The 17,637-nt window shown below is 68.5% G+C and carries 12 protein-coding genes; all 12 read right to left on the minus strand.

Annotated elements, in window-relative coordinates:
• Window positions 1-31: 31 nt before the first annotated feature.
• The 12 genes from F4558_RS17425 to F4558_RS17480 all read right to left on the minus strand — a co-directional run bounded on the left by F4558_RS17425 (window position 32) and on the right by F4558_RS17480 (window position 17,539).
• A complete protein-coding gene (locus F4558_RS17425) occupies window positions 32-913 on the minus strand; it encodes a peptidoglycan recognition protein family protein (protein ID WP_082377244.1) in 882 nt (293 codons plus the stop codon).
• A 65-nt stretch (window positions 914-978) separates the two neighbouring features.
• On the minus strand, window positions 979-2,148 hold the full coding sequence (locus F4558_RS17430; protein ID WP_245241341.1) for a peptidoglycan DD-metalloendopeptidase family protein: 1,170 nt from the start codon (window positions 2,146-2,148) through the stop codon (window positions 979-981).
• An 808-nt stretch (window positions 2,149-2,956) separates the two neighbouring features.
• Window positions 2,957-4,207 (minus strand): multiple monosaccharide ABC transporter permease, encoded by a 1,251-nt coding sequence (gene mmsB / locus F4558_RS17435; RefSeq protein WP_167945167.1) that lies wholly within the window; start codon window positions 4,205-4,207, stop codon window positions 2,957-2,959.
• On the minus strand, window positions 4,204-5,742 hold the full coding sequence (gene mmsA, locus F4558_RS17440; RefSeq protein WP_167945178.1) for a multiple monosaccharide ABC transporter ATP-binding protein: 1,539 nt from the start codon (window positions 5,740-5,742) through the stop codon (window positions 4,204-4,206). The genes mmsB and mmsA overlap by 4 nt, the downstream gene beginning before the upstream one ends.
• An 83-nt stretch (window positions 5,743-5,825) precedes the next feature.
• Window positions 5,826-6,971: a multiple monosaccharide ABC transporter substrate-binding protein gene (gene chvE / locus F4558_RS17445; RefSeq protein WP_053652786.1), complete on the minus strand. Its 1,146-nt coding sequence runs from the start codon at window positions 6,969-6,971 to the stop codon at window positions 5,826-5,828.
• A 373-nt stretch (window positions 6,972-7,344) separates the two neighbouring features.
• Window positions 7,345-8,334, minus strand: a complete 990-nt coding sequence (locus F4558_RS17450; RefSeq protein ID WP_197281424.1) for a LacI family DNA-binding transcriptional regulator — start codon at window positions 8,332-8,334, stop codon at window positions 7,345-7,347.
• Between the two features lie 411 nt (window positions 8,335-8,745).
• Entirely contained in the window at window positions 8,746-10,872 is a 2,127-nt protein-coding gene (locus tag F4558_RS17455; protein WP_167945180.1) for a family 43 glycosylhydrolase, read from the minus strand.
• Window positions 10,873-11,219: 347 nt separating this feature from the next.
• Entirely contained in the window at window positions 11,220-12,722 is a 1,503-nt protein-coding gene (araA, locus tag F4558_RS17460) for an L-arabinose isomerase (RefSeq protein ID WP_053652788.1), read from the minus strand.
• A gap of 26 nt (window positions 12,723-12,748) precedes the next feature.
• Complete coding sequence (gene yjfF / locus F4558_RS17465; protein ID WP_053652789.1) at window positions 12,749-13,738, minus strand: galactofuranose ABC transporter, permease protein YjfF; 990 nt, start codon at window positions 13,736-13,738, stop codon at window positions 12,749-12,751.
• Window positions 13,735-14,805: an ABC transporter permease gene (locus tag F4558_RS17470; protein WP_053652790.1), complete on the minus strand. Its 1,071-nt coding sequence runs from the start codon at window positions 14,803-14,805 to the stop codon at window positions 13,735-13,737. The genes yjfF and F4558_RS17470 overlap by 4 nt, the downstream gene beginning before the upstream one ends.
• The gene (locus tag F4558_RS17475; protein ID WP_053652791.1) at window positions 14,802-16,343 is read right to left on the minus strand and encodes a sugar ABC transporter ATP-binding protein; all 1,542 of its coding nucleotides are present in this window, start codon (window positions 16,341-16,343) and stop codon (window positions 14,802-14,804) included. The genes F4558_RS17470 and F4558_RS17475 overlap by 4 nt, the downstream gene beginning before the upstream one ends.
• 191 nt (window positions 16,344-16,534) lie before the next feature.
• Window positions 16,535-17,539, minus strand: coding sequence for an ABC transporter substrate-binding protein (locus F4558_RS17480; RefSeq protein WP_369814764.1), 1,005 nt, complete (start codon window positions 17,537-17,539; stop codon window positions 16,535-16,537).
• Window positions 17,540-17,637 lie beyond the last annotated feature (98 nt).

Consider the following 17,637-nt stretch of genomic DNA (forward strand, 5'->3'; position numbering starts at 1 on the left):
AGCTGGCGCCGGGCCGTGCCGGGCCGTGCCGTCAGCAGCGCGGCACGTTCGGGATGTACCCGTCGTGGCCGGTCAACAGGTACGCGTCGGAGACGTACCTGTTGGTGCCGATCCGGTTCCACACGGAGGTCGTGCCGTACGGGCCGGTGACAGTGCTTCCCACGGCCTGGCAGTAGACGGCCACTGTCGCGCCGTCGGGGACCGACCCGACGACCGGATAGCTGGCGCCGGGGCCGGAGCGCACGTTGAGGGTGCTCGCGCTGGTGCTCACCGTTCCGGAGCCGACGCCGGTGATCCCGTTCACCAGTTGCATGTAGTAGGTCCAGTTCCAGTTCGGGCCCGGGTCGGTGTGGGTGGCGCCGGGCACCTCGTTGTGCCCGATGATGTGCGCCCGAGTCTTCGGGATGCCGTACCTGTTGGCGAGGTTGCGGGTGAGTGCGGCGGATGCCCGGTACATCGCGTCGGTGAGCCAGGCGGCGTTGTCGACGTACCCCTCGTGTTCGATGCCTATCGACTGGGTGTTGTAGGTCCAGTTGCCGGCATGCCAGGCGATGTCCTTCTCCCGCACCGACTGGGTGACGGCCCCGTCGGAGGACCGGAAGGTGTAGTGCGCGCTGGCCTGCGCCGCCGGGTTCTGGAACCAGTTGACGGTGCCGGAGTACGAGCCCTGCGCGGTGTGGATGACGACGCGGGTGACCTGGTGGCTGCCCGGCCGGCTGGCCACCGTGTAGTTGCTCGTGCTGGCCGGCGCCCACGCGGCCGGCCCGTAGTCGGTGCTGAGGGTGCCGATCCCGCTGGGGTCGGCGGCGGCCGGTGCGACGACCGCGACGGTGAGCGCAGTGGTGAGCGCCGTGGTGAGGGCGGTGGTCAGGGCGAGTAGGAGGCGGCCTCGGAGGATGGGTCGAACGGACATCTGCACTCCTCGCGGGAACGGAGGTTGGCGGCCTGTGGGGCCGCCAACCTCGGCGGTCGTACTCGTCAGCACCAGCCGTTTACCGGACCGTTCACACCTGTCGACAGGTACGCGTCGGACACCCAACTGCCGTCGCTCAACCGGTTCCAGAGCGCCGTGGTGCCGTACCGGCCGGTGTGGGAGGTGCCGTTCGCGGAGCAGGAGATGGTGACTGTCGCGCCGTCGCCCACCGAGCCGAGCGAGCCGTAGCCCGTTCCCGGACCGGCCCGGCGAGTGAGCGCGCCACCGCCGTTCGCGTCGACAACGCCCTGGTTGAAGCCGAGCGCGCCGTAGTTGTAGAGGCCACCGCCGACACCGGCGAAGGCCGATCCGTGCCGCGCCCCGCCCTGGTAGGCGGCGCCGCCGTTGGCCAGCACCCACTTGCCGATGTCATGCCCGGCGATCGGCACGTACGCGCTGTTCTGCCGCAGTCCGAAGTGGACGTGCCGGCCGTAGGCAGCCCCACCGCAGGTGACGTCGGTGCCGGTGTTGCCCAGGACGGCGCCCTGGCCGACGCTGGCGCCGTTGACGGAGATGCTGTTCCACAGGTGGTAGTAGTCGGTCGAGTAGCCCCGGTCGTGGATGACCCGGATCCACCCGCGACACATGGTGTACGCCGCACCGGCCCGCGTCGCGCGAACCACCTGGTCGCCGCCGGCCAGGTCGATCGAGCTGTACGGCGAATCGGTCCCGCCCCAGCCGTGCGGGCCGCTGGTGAGCGTCCACGTCTGTCCGACACCGAACGGCAGGGCCATCCCGGTCCGGTAGTCCCCGCCCGCGTACAGAGGGCTCGGCGTCGTGGTGAGCACGCTTCGCTCCTGGGCGCCCACCAGGGGCGACTCGGCGGCCAGTTCACCGAAGGCGGCCTCACCGTCGAAGGCGATCCGCCATCCGGCGCGGTCGGCCCGCGCGATGAAGACCGACCCGGTCGGGTGAGCGTCCTCCTGTCGGGGTGCGACCGCGACGGCGGTGCCGAACGCCCACCGGCCGCTGCTGCGGCTCACGGTGATCCTGGTGTCCTGTTGCGCGCCAGCGCTCGACATCCGGGCGGTGCCGAGGAGTTTGGCGGTCACCGCCTCGGTGAGTGCGGAGGCGTCGGCGGTCGGCGCGGCGACGCTGGGGGTCGCCCAGAACAGGCTGGTGACCGTCAGCAGGGCTGCGGCTGCGCCGCCTGCCCATCGTCGATCGAGTCTCATCGTGACCTCACTTTCGATACGGGGATCGAGGCCGGGGCGATGGAGAGCCTGCGGCCGCTGGCGGGTGGGGGTACCGGCGAGGCTGAGTGGAGTGCCGCATAGATAGAGAGGGATATGAATATTGACGATGATTGTTGTGTAGTAAACCGTCGAAGTCAACGTACTCATCGAAGGTTTCCTACATCCCACTCCGTCAGATCAGCGGTGACGGAGACTCCGCGCCGGGCAGCGACAACGACAGCGGCACCGGCAACTGCCACTGACCGCGTGATCCCGCTGCGTCGTCCGCGGCGCAGCGGGATCGTCTCGCGCTCGACCCTGCGGCGCTGCGGTGTCGCCTCCCTGGCCGGCCCTGGGGTGTGTCCGGCTCCCTGTAGAGCTGCCCCAGAAATGGGGCGGCGCCGGCCGGATCACCGCGAGCACCACGAACACCACCAGCACCACGAGGACCACGAGCACCACGAGGACCGAGCAGCGGGAGCACCACGAGCAGCCGGAGCCGCCACGAGCAGCCGGAGCACCACGAGCAGTCGGAGCCACCACGAGCAGCGGGAGCACCACGAGCGGCCGGAGCACCACAACCGTCTCCGCAGGGCACGGTCCATATGTGGGGCAGCTCTACAGGACCACCGACAGGTGGGTCGACCCTGCAGGGCGGCTCAGGCATCGCCGCGGGAAGCCCTCAACCAGCGTGCCGGGCACCGGCGCGGGGCCGAGGCGGGCACGCTGTGCCTACCGACCACCACCTGTTGACGCGTGGCCCCTGCCCGCAGAGGCGGGCAGGGGCCACGATCGTGCTGTTGCGACGTCAGCGGGCCGTTCCGGCGCGGCGCTTGTTGTAGACGTCGAACGCGACGGCGACGAGCAGGACGAGCCCCTTCACCACCGACTGTGTCGACTGGTCGATACCCATCAGCTGCATGCCGTTGCTCATCACGGCCATGATCAGACCGCCGACCATCGCGCCCACGACCGTACCGACCCCGCCGGTGACCGCCGCACCCCCGATGAACGCTGCGGCGATGGCGTCCAGCTCGAACATGTTGCCCGCGGCGGGCTGCGCCCCGTTGGACCGGGAGGAGTAGATGACCCCCGCCACCGCCGCCAGGAAGCCCATGTTGACGAACATCCAGAAGTTGACGGTACGGACCTTCACCCCGGACAGCGCCGCCGCCGACAGGTTGCCGCCGATCGCGTAGACCTGCCGACCGAAGACGGTACGCCGGGTGAGCAGGCCGTAGACCAGCACGAGGACCGCCAGGATGATCAGCACGATCGGCAGGCCACGGGCGTGCGCCAACTGCCAGGCGAAGTACATGATGACGGCACCCACCGCGACGACCCGGGCGACGAACAGCGGGAACGACTCGACGGGCTGCTGGTAGCGGATCCGCGCCACGCGGGTACGGAAACCGCTGACCGCGTACCCGGCGACGGCGACGGCGCCGATGAGCAGCGTGAAGGCGTCGAAGCCCTGACCGCCGAGCAGCCCGTTGAGGAAGCCCGCGGCGACGCGCTGGTACTCGGCAGGGAACGGCGACAGCGAGATGTTGTCGAGCACCCGCAGGGTCAGACCACGGAACAGCAGCATCCCCGCCAGGGTCACGATGAACGCGGGAATCCCGGCGTACGCGACCCAGAAGCCGTGCCACGCGCCGACCGCGATGCCCACGGCGATCGCGGCAAGGACACCCACCCACCACGGGTATCCCTGCTGGATGACCAGGACGGCGGAGACCGCACCTGTCAGCGCGACCACCGACCCCACCGACAGGTCGATGTGCCCACCGATGATCAGGATGACCATCCCGATCGCCAGAACCAGGATGTACGAGTACTGGAGGACGATGTTCGTGATGTTGCCGGGACTGAGCGACACCCCGTCGGTCAGGATCGCGAACAGCGCGACGATGACGACCAGGGCGACGTAGATCCCGCTCTGCCGCAGGTTGTTCAACACGAGCGCCCGCAGGTCGCTCGTCCCGGTGTGCAGGGCGGCGGCCGGCGTGGCGTCCGGTGACGTCGGGCGCTCCGTCGAAGGGGTCTTGATGCTTGTCATCCGACGAGCTCCTTGTCCTTTGTCATCAGCTCCATGAGGCTCTCCTGGGTCGCCTCACCCACCGGCATCTCGCCGGTGATCCGGCCCGCGGCGAGGGTGTAGATGCGGTCGCACATCCCGAGCAGCTCCGGCAGCTCGGAGGAAATGATGATCACCGCTTTGCCGTCGGCCACCAGCCGGTTGATGATCGTGTAGATCTCGAACTTGGCCCCGACGTCGATCCCGCGCGTCGGCTCGTCGAGGATCAGCACGTCCGGGTCGGTGAAGAGCCACTTCGACAGCACGACCTTCTGCTGGTTGCCGCCGGAGAGCTTGCCGACCACCGCCATGACACTTGGCGCCTTGATGCTCATGTCCCGGCGGCTCGACTCGGCGACCTTGATCTCCTCGTTGCCGTTGACCCAGCCCATTCGGGACAGCCGGTCCAGGGCGGCGGCCGACACGTTGCGCCGGACGTCGTCGATGAGGTTGAGGCCGTACCGCTTGCGGTCCTCGGTGACGTACGCGATGCCGTTGTCGATGGCCTCCGCGACGGTACGGGCGTTGACCTGCCGGCCGTGCATGAACAACCGGCCGTTGATGTCCCTGCCGTACGACCTGCCGAACACGCTCATCGCCAACTCGGTCCGGCCGGCGCCCATCAGCCCGGCGATGCCGACGACCTCACCGGCGCGCACGGACAGGCCGACGCCCTCGACGACCATCCGCTCATGGGTGGGGTGGCGCACCGACCAGTCCTCGATCCGCAGCACCTCCTCGCCCGGCGACGACTCGCGGTCGGGGTAGAAGCTGTCCAGGTCGCGCCCGACCATGCCCCGGATGATGCGTTGCTGGGTCACGTCGTCGGCGCGCATGTCCAGGGTCTCCACCGCGCGCCCGTCGCGGATCACTGTCGTCGAGTCGGCGATCGCGGTGATCTCGTTGAGCTTGTGGGAGATCATGATGCAGGTGATCCCCCGGTCCCTGAGCTGCCGGAGCAGCCCGAGCAGGTGCGCCGAGTCGACGTCGTTGAGGGCGGCGGTCGGCTCGTCAAGGATGAGCAGGCGCACCTTCTTCGACAGCGCCTTGGCGATCTCCACAAGCTGCTGCTTGCCCACGCCCAGCTGGATGACCGGGGTGACGGGGTTCTCGTGCAGCCCCACGGACGCCAGCAGTTCCGCCGCCTCGGCGTTGGCCCGGTTCCAGTCGATGAGGCCGCTGCGGCCCCGGCGCTCGTTGCCGAGGAAGAGGTTTTCGGCGATCGACAGGTGCGGCACCAGGGCGAGTTCCTGGTGGATGATGACGATGCCGTTCGCCTCGCTGTCCCGGATTCCCCGGAAGTGCATCGGCTTGCCGTCGAAGAGGATCTCTCCGTCGTACGAGCCCGATGGGTGTACGCCGGACAGCACCTTCATGAGTGTGGATTTGCCGGCGCCGTTCTCGCCACAGATGGCGTGGATCTCTCCCCGGCGTACCGCGAGGGTGACGTCCTCAAGGGCGGTCACCCCGGGAAAGGTCTTCGTGATGCGACGCATCTCGAGGATGGTGTCGTCCATGGTCGCTGTCCTCTGTCAGGTCCCGACGTGGTCCGCCACGAACGTCGGGCCCGGCGGGGTGACCGCCGAGCCCGACGGATGGCTTACTTCTTGGCCTGACCGGCGGCGACCTCTTCCGCCGTCCAGTACCCGGAGTCGATCAGCGCGGTCTTGATGTTGTCCTTGTAGACCGTCACGAACGGCAGCAGGTACGACGGAACGACCTTGACGCCGTTGTTGTACGTCTGCGTGTCGTTGGCCTGCGGCTGCTTGTCCTGGAGGAACGCCTCGGCGGCGTTGACGGCCTGGTCGGCCAGCAGACGGGTGTCCTTGAAGACGGTGCAGGTCTGCACGCCGTCGTTGATCAGCTTGATCGAGGCGATCTCGGCGTCCTGGCCGGTCACCGCGGGCAGCTTCTTCTTGCCGCTACCGCCGTAGCCGGCGTTCTGCAGGGCGGTGATGATGCCCCGGGAGATGCCGTCGTACGGCGACAGCACGCCGTCGACCTGCGAGCCGTCGTTGTAGCTGGAGGTGAGCAGGTCCTCCATGCGCTTCTGCGCGGTCTCCTGCTGCCACCGCAGGATCGCCACCTGCTCGATCGTGGTCTGGCGCGACTTCACCTTCAGCGTGCCGGCCTCGATGAACGGCTTCAGCGTGTCCATGGCGCCGCCGAAGAAGTACTGGGTGTTGTTGTCGTCGAGCGACCCCGCGAACAGCTCGATGTTGAACGGGCCGGTGGCCGTACCCTTCGAGCCGTCCTGGTTCTGCAGGCCGAGGCCGACGAGCAGCCCGGTGGCCTGGGCGACGCCGACCTTGTAGTTGTCGAAGCTCACGTAGAAGTCGACGTTCTTGCTGCCACGGATCAGGCGGTCGTACGAGATGACCGGGATCTTCGCGTCGGCGGCGGCCTGCAGCTGGCCGCTGAGCGCCGTTCCGTCGATCGCCGCGATGACCAGGACATCCGCGCCCTGGGTGATCATCTGGTCGACCTGCTGCGACTGGGTGGGGATGTCGTCGCCGGCGTACTGGAGGTCGACCTTGTAGCCCTTGGCCTCCAGCTTCTGCTTCACGGCGTTGCCGTCGGCGATCCACCGCTCGGAGGTCTGGGTCGGCATCGAGACGCCGATGGTCAGGTCGCCGGGCTTCTTCTCACTCGTGTTACCGCCGCTACCGGCGCCTTCGCCACTGCATGCCGCCAGGCTCAGCGCCAGCATCGCGCTACCCAGAGCAACCAGGAATTTCCTGCTCACGGGCCTCTCCTCCTCCGGATTCCCCCGCCGACCGCCGGGGCCCACGTGTCACCTTTGGGGTAGTGTTAGCGCTCACATAAGGCACGTCAACAGTAGATCTGAAATACCGGTGTCACGGTCTCGTAACGAGAGGCTTCCCGGCGGCGCGGCCTGGGATTCCGCCGTCCACAGTGGATGCCGCCACCCGATCGCACGCTGGGTAGCGGCTGCCTCAGGGTGACCGCCCACCACCGTCAGTGCAACGCGCGGACGGGCACCGCCGACGGGACGCGACGGGCCAGCAGGACTCCGCCGACCGAAGCGCGGCGGGCCGTCAGGGCAAGGCGACGGGACGCGACAGACCGGCACGTCCGCCGAGGGGACGTGTGGCGCCTCAGCGCGAAGGGGGCGGGGCGACGCTGTCGCGGGCGACGAGTGTCGGTGCGATGGTCTGCCGCAGAGCCCCACCGCTGCCCGACTCGATCTGCGTCAACAGCATCTGCAGGCTCGCCCGCGCCACCGCGTCGAAGTCGGGCCGGACGGTGGTCAGCGGCGGGATGAAGTACGCGGCCTCCGGCACGTCGTCGAAACCCACCACACTGATCTCGGCAGGCACCCGCCTGCCGAACTCGTGCAGCGCCCGCAGCACGCCCAGGGCGAGGTGGTCGTTGGCCGTGAAGATGGCGGTGACCTCGGGCATCCGCGCCAGCATCTGCCCGCACCGGTAGCCCGATGCCGCCGACCAGTCGCCCGGCATCAGCGGCGGTGGGCTGATCCCGGCGGCCAGCAGGGTCTCGCGCCAGCCCTCGATGCGACCGGCGCCGTCGAACCAGTCGGACGGCCCCGACACGTGCCACACGGTGCGGTGCCCGGCGTCGAGGAGATGCTGGGTCGCCGCCCGAGCGCCCGCCACCTGGTCGACAGTCACCAGCGGCATGGGCCGATGCGGGTCGCCGTCGACGGTGACCAACGGGACGTCCTGGGGCAGCCGCTCCAGCGCCTCGCCGGCCGACTCGACCGGCGCGATGACGACGATGCCGGCGACCCGGTGCGCCAGGTGCCGCTCGACCGCTGCCGAGATCGACCGGTGGTCGAGGTCCCGGACACTGCCCACGCTGACCGCGAAGCCCTCCTCCGCGGCGGTCTGCTCAAGGGCTGCCAGGAGCGACGCCGGGCCGTAGAGGGTGGTGTTCTGTGCCACCACGCCGATCACCTGCGACCGGCCGGTCACCAGGGCTCGCGCCGCGCCGTTCGGGCGGTAGCCGAGTTCGGCGATCGCCGCCCGCACCCGCAAACGGGTCTGCTCACGCACGTTGGGGTGCCCGTTGAGCACACGTGACACGGTCTGGTGGGAGACACCGGCGAGACGAGCGACATCAGTCATCGCGGGACCATGGACGGCCATTTCACTCCCCCCGCCAAATCCGGACCGCAGCCCGTCGACGTCGACTGGAGCGGCCCGGCCTGATCCCCCTCGCTCAGTCACCACGCCGGTGCTGAATCCCAGGTGACCAGCGCTGGATCGCCGACAGTCTACGCCAGGCATCGGCCTGGACAGGGCCTGGCTGCGGGGGAACGGCGCGACGGGCCGCAGGTCGGCGGACCGGCCCACCCGTCACCCACACCGAGGGCGGCGGACGGCCCTGGCGGCGCCCCTGCCGCCGGCCGGTTCCCCGTTCCCGGAAGGGGCGCGGAGCAGGGCGGCGACGGGCACAAACAGTGGCGCGGACTGCCCGTCCGAGATCCGGACGGGAAGTCCGCGCCACCGGTCAGATCGACAGGTGTGTGACAGGCGTCACGGTGTCGTCAGGTCGAACCGGCTCACGGTGACCGCTCCCCCGAGCGCCTGGGTGGCGTGGTTGAAGATGGCGAACCGGTAGCCCATGAAGAACTGCCAGTTGTTGGCGAGCGTCAGGGCGTTGCCGAACGACGTGAAGTTGACCCCGTCGGTGCTGTACGAGAAGCGGGCCTGCCGTCCGGAGCCGGGTCTGATGTCGGCGTTGGCACGCAACCAGATCCGGCCACCGGAGACGGCGGTGCTCGCCACCTCACTGCCGGTGCTCGTGGTGTTCCAGTTGCCGTCCATCGTCAAGCCGTTCTGCATCACCAGACGAGTGGAACCGTTGTCCCGCCGAATGCCGATCCAGGCCGACGAGTTGCGCAGCACCGCCAGGCCCGTGCGGTCACCGTCGCGCATCGTCGAGTAGTCCAGCTCGATGGTGGCGGTGGAGGTGGGGCCCTGAATGCGGTGCGTCAACGTGTTCCGGGCGGCGTACAGGTCGCCGGTGACGGTGGCGGTCTGCAGGCGAAGTCCGTTGTTCACCGAATACCTGCTGGTGTCCGGATTGTGGTTCCACTCCCACTGCGGGCCGAGGGTCGTGCCGGAGAACGTGTCGGTGCCGGTGAGTGGCTTCACCGCCCGGGGCGCGGCGGGCAGGTTCGGCTTCGGGTACGAGCTGCCCCAGGCGCCGTTTACCGTCTGCAGGACGGGCCACCCGTCGCCGGTCCAGGTGATCGGCGCCATGGCGGGCATCCGACCACCGGGGTACGCGTCGACGAACGCCATGTAGTACCAGTCGCCGTTCTGGGTCTGCACCAGTCCACCCTGGTGCGGAACCCCGCCGCCGGAGATCGGGCCGGGCAGGTTGAGCAGCACCTGGCGCTGCTCGTACGGGCCGAACGGGCCGTTTGTCGACTTCAGCACGTACTGGCCGTTGGCCGGTCGGGTGAGCCAGATGTAGTAGGCACCGTTGCGCTTGTAGAACCGTGCGCCCTCAAGCGTTCCGATGCTCGACGGCGTCTGGTAGACCTGCTGGGCGCGGACCTGCGACTTCCCGTCGGCGGACAGCTGGGCGACGCTGATGGTGCCGTTGCCGTACGCCACGTACATGGTGTCGTTGTCGTCGATCAGCATCCCGGCGTCGTAGTAGCAGTTGGGGATGGTGGTGTGCTTGCTCCAGGTGCCGTCCACGGCGCTCGCCGTGTAGATGTGGGTCTGCGCGAAGTCGATGCACCCGGCCCAGTAGAACGTCCGGTTGCTCGGACGGTAGTTCAACGTCGAGGCCCAGATCCCGTCGACGTACGCGTTACCGCCGCTCATGTCGTACTTCGACCCGAACTCCAAGCGGGGTACCGAGTGCCCGGCGAACTCCCAGTTGACAAGGTCGTACGAGCGCAGGACGGGAGCGCCCGGCGAGTAGTGCATCGTGGACGCCGACATGTAGTAGGCGTCGCCCACCCGGATGATGTCGACGTCGGCGAAGTCCTGCCAGACGACCGGGTTGGTGTACGTGCCGCTCGGCGGGGGCGGAGTCGTCGGCGGCGGCGTGGTGGGGTTGCCTCCGCTGCCCACCTGCACGAGCTGCCACTGCTGGTTGTTGCCGCCCCAGTCGTCGTACTGCACGATGTTGCCGCCGTCGGCGGTGGAGGCGTTCTGCACCTCGACTGCTTTGTTGCTGTTGCGGTTGATCAGTCGAACGTAGCCACCGGCGGAGTCCGCCAGGCGGAACTGCTGGTTCACCCCGTTGCCGTCGGCCCACTGCACGATCGACGCGCCGTTGGCGGTGGAGAAGTTGTAGACGTCGAGCACCTTGCCGGAGTGCCGGGACTTCAGCCGGTAGTAGCCGCCGCCGGAGTCGACGAACTGCCACTGCTGCCACGCGCCGTCGTTGCGCGCCCACTGGGTGATGCGCGCGCCGTCGTTCGTGGCCTGGTTGTACACGTCCAGCGCCTTGCCACTGTTGCGGTTCACCAACACGTACCAGGCGTTGGTGTCCACCGTCGCTGCCGATGCGGGTGACGCGGCCACCGCGGTGAGCGTGCCGCCCACCAGCACCGCCGCCGCGGCGGCGGTGAGCCGCCGCAACCAGCCGCGCCGACGCGCGGATGGTGTGGCCCAGGGAACCCGACCGATGGCAACCATGATCCTCCTTCGAGAACGCGAACCGAGCGGTCTGGGCCGGCATCCCCGGCACCGGGCGGGGTGCCGTGCCTGGCCACGGGCCCGACCGATGTGATCGCTAACATCGCTCCCCGTGCCACGAGGGCAGCAATCTGTGAAAATCGGGGGGCGGACACAATTCGCGGGCGGGCCAGCCGCAGACATTGATTGTCTTGGTTATAGACTGTGAGCGATAACACGTCCTTAGTCAAGACGTAACACAGCCGGCTCGCGATCGTGCTAGGCGCACACGCAGACGGGTGGCGCGTCCCGGCCGACGACTGCCGCCGGGGACGCGCCACCCGTCTGGGAAGCGCTGGTGAGTGGGGTCAGAAGCCGCGCGCCAACCGGTAGTAGGCCTGGTTCCACCGGATCTCGTCGGCGAAGCGGCGCGGCTCGGTGTCGGCGTCGATGACGACGAGTTCGGTACGGCTCATCTCGGCCAGGTCGTGCAACTCCTCCACGCCGACGGCCTGGGACAGCACCGTGTGGTGGGGAGCGCCAGCGGTGATCCACGCCTCGGCCGAGACGGGCAGGTCGGGTCGTGGACGCCAGACGGCCCGTGCCACCGGCAGCCGGCGCAGCGGCTGCGGCGGCGTCACCACGTCGATCTCGTTGGCCACCAGCCGGAAGCGCTCCCCCATGTCGGCGAGCCCCAGCACCACCGCCGGGCCGGGCTCGGCGTCGAAGACGAGGCGGACCGGGTCCTCCCGCCCGCCGATGCTCAGCGGGTGGATCTCCACGTTGGGTACGCCGGACGCGATGGTCGGGCAGACCTCCAGCATGTGGGCGCCGAGCACCAGCTCCGAGCCGGGGGTGAGGTCGTAGGTGTAGTCCTCCATGAAGGACGTGCCGCCCTCCACGCCCACCGACATCGCCTTGAGGGTGTGCACGAGGACCGAGGTCTTCCAGTCGCCCTCGCCGCCGAAGCCGTAGCCGTCGGCCATCAACCGTTGCACAGCGATGCCCGGCAGCTGACGCAGCCCGCCGAGATCCTCGAAGTTGGTGGTGAACGCCCGGAACCCGCCGGCGTCCAGGAAGGCCCGCATGCCCAGCTCCAGGCGGGCCGCGTACCGCAGGGAGTCGTGCTGCTCGCCCCCGGAGCCCAGCGCCGCGACGACGCGGTACGTGTCCTCGTACTCCTTCACGAGGTCGTCGACCTGCGCGTCGGTGACCTCGCCGACCACCTCGACCAGGTCGTTGACGCCGTAGGTGTTCACCGACACCCCGAAGCGCAGCTCCGCCTCGACCTTGTCGCCCTCGGTCACCGCGACGTCGCGCATGTTGTCACCGAAGCGGGCCAGACGCAGCGACCGCATCGCCGACCACCCCAGGGCCGCCCGCGCCCACGCGCCGACCCGGCTGGTCACCCTCGGGTCGCTGACATGCCCCGCGACGGTCTTACGGGCCACACCGAGACGCGTCTGGATGTACCCGAACTCGCGGTCGCCGTGGGCGGCCTGGTTCAGGTTCATGAAGTCCATGTCGATGTCGTCCCACGGCAGCAGGACATTGGCCTGGGTGTGCAGGTGCAGCAACGGCGTCTGCAACGCGTCCAGGCCGGCGATCCACATCTTCGCCGGGGAGAAGGTGTGCATCCACGCGATGACCCCGATCGCGCCCTGAGCGGCGGCGTCGCGGCAGACCTGGAGGATCTCGCCGCTGTTGGTCAGGACCGGCTTCCAGACCACCCGGGCAGGGATCTGCGGCGAGTCGTCGAGCGCGGCCGCGATCTGGCGGGACTGCTCGGCGACCTGCCGGAGCGTTTCCTCGCCGTACATGCCTTGGCTGCCGGTGAGGAACCAGATCACGGGTTCGGGGTGTGGTGCCATGGGGTTGCCTTCCGCGAGAGGGGCGGTCACTTGTAACGGATTCCGATGAGGCGCTGGAGGAGGATGAAGACGAAGAGCAGGCCCCCAATCACGATCTTGGTCCACCAGGAGTTGAGGCTCCCATCGAAGGTGATGAGAGTCTGGATGACGCCCAGGACCAGTACGCCGAGCACCGTGCCGAAGACGTACCCCGCGCCGCCGGTGAGCACCGTGCCACCGATGACGACGGCGGCGATGACGTCCAACTCCATTCCCACGGCGATCAACGGCGCGCCGGAGAGGGTGTAGAAGGACAGCAGGATGCCGCCGATCGCCGAGCACAGACCACTGATCGTGTAGACGGCGATCCGGGTCCGCCCCACCGGCAGGCCCATCAGCAGCGCCGACTGCGGGTTGCCGCCGATGGCGTACACGTTGCGCCCCAACCGGGTGTAGGCAAGCGTGTACGCGGCCACTGCCACCACGGCGAAGGCGATGAGCACGCTGATCGAGACGAAGTTGCCCTTGGGGTCGCCGATCCGCTCCTGCGACATCCTGGTCCAGAACCCGTCGGTGATCGGGATGGACGAGCCGGAGATGAACGTGCACATGCCCCGGGCGAAGAACATCCCGGCGAGCGTCACGATGAACGGCTGGATCTCGAAGAAGTGGATGACGCAGCCCATCAGCAGGCCGAGCGTCGGGCCGATGAGCAGGGCGATGACGAGCACCAGTGCCGCCGGCAGGCCCTCCTGGAGCAGCCAGGCCGACACCATCGCCGTCATGGCCACTACCGACCCGACCGACAGGTCGATGCCACCGGTGAGGATCACGAAGGTCATGCCCACCGCGACGACGAGCAGGAAGCCGTTGTCGATGAAGACGTTGAAGATGACCTGCACGTTGGAGAACGCCGTGTACTGCGAAACGCCGATGCCGTACATCACCAGCAGCAGTGCCAGCGTCGCCAGGACCGGTATCTGCTTCCTCGGCAGCCGGAACCGGGTACGACCGGCGGTAAGCGATCCAGTGGTCATGCCGGCACCTGCTCCTTCGGCTTGTCGGCGACGGGGGCGGGCGGCGGGACGTTTCGCCTACGGCGGCTGAACCTGGCCCGGAAGGCCGGCGCCTGGATGAGGCAGACGGCGATGACGACCACCGCTTTGAACAGCAGCGACGTCTGCGGTGAGATGTCCATTGCGTACACGGTGGTGGTCAGGGTCTGGATGATCAGCGCGCCGATGATCGTGCCGCTGAGGAAGAACCGACCGCCCGCGAGGGACGTACCGCCGATGACGACCGCGAGGATCGCGTCCAGCTCGACCCAGAGGCCGGCGGCGTTGCCGTCGGCGCTGGAGACGTTTGCCGTCATCATGAAACCGGCTACCGCGGCGCACGCGGCGCTGATCACGTAAGCGAGGAAGATGACCCGGCTGGACCGGATGCCGGCGAGCCGGCTCGCCACTGAGTTGCCGCCCACCGACTCGATGATCATGCCGAGCGCGGTACGACGGGTGAACGCGGCCACCAGCAGGGCCGCGGCGAGAGCGATGAAGATGGCAAGCGGCAGGGTCAACGCGTGGCCCAGGCCGATCGCCCGGTACGGCTCCGAGTTGATGGTGATGATCTGGCCCTCGGTGATCAGCTGGGCGAGACCCCGGCCGGCGACCATCAGGATCAGGGTGGCGATGATCGGTTGGATGCCGATCACGGCCACCAGCACCCCGTTCCAGGCGCCGAGCACGAGCGAGACCCCCATCGCCAGCGCGAGGGCGGTCACCACCACACCGAGACTGTTCTGGTCGGGCTGCTTGCTGATGTACATGCAGGCGATCGCGCCGCTGATCGCGCAGAGCGAGCCGACCGACAGGTCGATGCCGCCGGTCGAGATGACAAGGGTCATGCCCAGCGCGACGAGGATCAGCGGTGCGCTCAACCGCAGGATGTCGATCGGCGTGCCGTACAGGTGCCCGTCCTTGAGCTCGATGGACAGGAACCCGGGCCGGTAGATCGTGTTCGCGGCGAGCATGGCGAACAGCACGGCGGCGGGCCAGAACAGCCGGTGACCGGTCATCGTCCGGAAGCGGCTCATTGTGTCGTTCATCGGTCTGCCTCCTCCCGGTGGGATCCGCTGGCGATTGTCTGCATGATGCGGTCGGCGTCGAGGCTCTCGTCGTTGGCGAGCTGCGCGACCATCTGCCGGTCCCGCATCACTGCCACCTTGTGACTCAGGCGCAGCACCTCCTCCAACTCGGCGGAGATGAACAGCACGGCCATGCCCCCGTCGGACAGCTGCGTCACGAGCTTCTGGATCTCGGTCTTCGCGCCGATGTCGATGCCCCGGGTCGGCTCGTCGAGGATCAGCAGTCGTGGCTCGGTGATCAGCCACCGGGCCAGCAGCACCTTCTGCTGGTTGCCGCCGGACAGGTTGCGTACCGGCACCTCCGGGTCAGCGGGCCGGATGTTGAGGGCCTTGACGTACTTGTCGACAAGCTCGTCCTGGCGACGTCGCGGGATGGGTCGCAGCCAGCCCCGGGCCGCCTGCATGGCGAGGATCATGTTCTCGCGGACCGACAGGTCGGCGACGATGCCCTCCGCGCGGCGGTTCTCGGAACAGAAGCCGACGCCGTGGTCGATGGCCTGGGCGGGGGTACGGAGACTGCTCGCCGTGCCGTCGATGGCGACCTGGCCGCCGTCGGTGCGGTCGGCGCCGAACAACAACCGCGCCACCTCGGTACGCCCAGAGCCCAGCAGGCCGGCCAGGCCCACCACCTCGCCTGCGTGGATGGTGAGGCTGAACGGCTCGACCGCGCCGGACCGGCCGAAGTTCGACACCGCCACCAGCGGGGTGCCCTCCTCCAGCGCGGCAAGGTCCCGGCGGGAGTGCTCCTCGATGCCCTCCAGGACGTCGAGTTCCTTGCCGATCATCTTTTCCACGAGAGCGAGCTGGGGCAGCTCGGCGGTCTGGTACTCGCCGACGAGTCCACCGTTGCGCAGCACTGTGATCCGGTCGGCGATCTCGTAGACCTGGTCGAGGAAGTGGGTGACGAACAGGATCGCGATGCCCTCGTCGCGCAGTTGCCGCATGATGCGGAACAGTTGCGCCACCTCGCCGGCGTCGAGGCTGGACGTCGGCTCGTCCAGGATCAGCACCCGCGCCTTGATGTCGATGGCGCGGGCGATCGCGACCATCTGCTGGATCGCCAGGGAGTACGAGCCGAGTGGCGCGCTGACATCGAGGTCGAGGTCGAGGCGGGCCAGCAGCGTACGGGCGCGGCGGCGGACCTCACCCCAGCGGACGGCCCCGAGGAGCCGGGGTTCACGGCCGATGAAGATGTTCTCCGCCACCGACAGGTTGGTGCAGAGGTTGACTTCCTGGAAAACGGTGCTCACACCAGCTGCGGTCGCCTGCATGGGCCCGGTGAACGACACGGGCTCGTCATGGAGGGTGATCGCGCCCTCATCGGTGTCGTAGACACCGGTGAGCACCTTGATGAGGGTCGACTTGCCGGCGCCGTTCTCGCCCATCAGGGCGTGCACCTCGCCGGGGAAGAGCCGGAAGTTGACGTTGTGGAGTGCGCGCACCCCGGGGAAGGACTTGCTGATCCCGGTCATCGTCAGGACCGGACGGCTATCCGTCATCCCATCAGACCTCTTCTGGGTTGTCGACACGGAAGGGCCGCTACGCCCCCGCGACGCCCGCCCGGTCGACCCTGGGGGGTCGCTCGGGCGGGCGTGGTACGGGGGTCGCCGCGGGCCAAGCCCGGTCCGTTTCGGGTAGGGAGGCGACGCGGCGGGGCCGCCACGCGAGCGCGGCGGCCCCCCGGCGTCGATCAGTACTTACGGTTGGGCAGCGCTTCCTTCGCTTGCTCCTGCGTGAACGTGGTCTCCTCGGTCTCGATCCGAGGCGGCACCTCTTCGCCGGCGTGGACCTTCTTGGCCAGTTCCATCAGCTGTGGGCCGAGCAACGGGCTGCACTCCGCGATGAAGTTGAACTTCCCGTCGGCGAGAGCCTGCATGCCGTCCTTGACCGCGTCGACAGTGATGATGGTGATGTCCTTGCCCGGCTCCTTGCCGGCCGCGGTGATCGCCTCGAGGGCACCCAGGCCCATGTCGTCGTTGTGCGCGAACAGCACGTCGATCTTCGGGTTGGCCTTGAGGAACTGCTCCATGACCTGCTTGCCACCCGCCCGGGTGAAGTCACCCGGCTGGGAGGCGATGATCTTCAAGTTCGGGTTGGCGGCAATCGCCTCGCCGAAGCCCTTCTTGCGGTCGTTGGCCGGAGCCGCGCCGGTGTTGCCCTGCAACTCGACGATGTTCACCGGGCCCGAGGCGCTCTTCTTCTGCTCGACCAGCCACTCACCGGCGAGCCGGCCCTCCTTGACGAAGTCCGAGCCGAGGAAGGTCTTGTACAGCGACTTGTCGGCAGAGTCGACCGAGCGGTCGGTCAGGATGACCGGGATGTCGGCGTCCTTGGCCTCCTTGAGGACGGTGTCCCATCCGGATTCCACAACCGGCGAGAAGGCGATCACGTCGACCTTCTGCTGGATGTAGTTGCGGATCGCCTTGATCTGGTTTTCCTGCTTCTGCTGCGCGTCGTCGAACTTCAGCTCGATGCCCGCCGCGGCTGCCGCCTCCTTGATCGAGGTGGTGTTCGCGGTACGCCACCCGCTCTCCGCGCCGACCTGCGAGAAGCCCATCGTGATCTTGCCGTCGTCCGTGGAGCCGCCGCCGCCCGTGTCGCTGTTGCCGCAGGCCGCCACGCCGCCGACGAGCAGCACGCTGGCGAGGACCGCGACAGCGCGCCACGGCGCGGACTGCGTACGCATCTTTCTCATCAGTTCTCCTTGGCTGGGTGTGGTGGGGACCGCGTCCGCCGCCGACGTACGAGAGGCGACCTACGCGGGTGGTGCGTGCTGGTACGTCGGTGGTGCAG

Origin of the sequence: Micromonospora profundi (assembly GCF_011927785.1) — a bacterium.
Lineage (GTDB): Bacteria > Actinomycetota > Actinomycetes > Mycobacteriales > Micromonosporaceae > Micromonospora > Micromonospora profundi.

What these genes read in the sequence shown, in the direction of transcription:
- F4558_RS17425 (WP_082377244.1), bottom strand. Translation starts at nt 913, where the DNA reads ATGTCCGTTCGACCCATCCTCCGAGGCCGCCTCCTACTCGCCCTGACC.
- F4558_RS17430 (WP_245241341.1), bottom strand. Translation starts at nt 2,148, where the DNA reads ATGAGACTCGATCGACGATGGGCAGGCGGCGCAGCCGCAGCCCTGCTG.
- mmsB (WP_167945167.1), bottom strand. Translation starts at nt 4,207, where the DNA reads ATGACAAGCATCAAGACCCCTTCGACGGAGCGCCCGACGTCACCGGAC.
- mmsA (WP_167945178.1), bottom strand. Translation starts at nt 5,742, where the DNA reads ATGGACGACACCATCCTCGAGATGCGTCGCATCACGAAGACCTTTCCC.
- F4558_RS17450 (WP_197281424.1), bottom strand. Translation starts at nt 8,334, where the DNA reads ATGACTGATGTCGCTCGTCTCGCCGGTGTCTCCCACCAGACCGTGTCA.
- F4558_RS17455 (WP_167945180.1), bottom strand. Translation starts at nt 10,872, where the DNA reads ATGGTTGCCATCGGTCGGGTTCCCTGGGCCACACCATCCGCGCGTCGG.
- araA (WP_053652788.1), bottom strand. Translation starts at nt 12,722, where the DNA reads ATGGCACCACACCCCGAACCCGTGATCTGGTTCCTCACCGGCAGCCAA.
- yjfF (WP_053652789.1), bottom strand. Translation starts at nt 13,738, where the DNA reads ATGACCACTGGATCGCTTACCGCCGGTCGTACCCGGTTCCGGCTGCCG.
- F4558_RS17470 (WP_053652790.1), bottom strand. Translation starts at nt 14,805, where the DNA reads ATGAACGACACAATGAGCCGCTTCCGGACGATGACCGGTCACCGGCTG.
- F4558_RS17475 (WP_053652791.1), bottom strand. Translation starts at nt 16,343, where the DNA reads ATGACGGATAGCCGTCCGGTCCTGACGATGACCGGGATCAGCAAGTCC.
- F4558_RS17480 (WP_369814764.1), bottom strand. Translation starts at nt 17,539, where the DNA reads ATGAGAAAGATGCGTACGCAGTCCGCGCCGTGGCGCGCTGTCGCGGTC.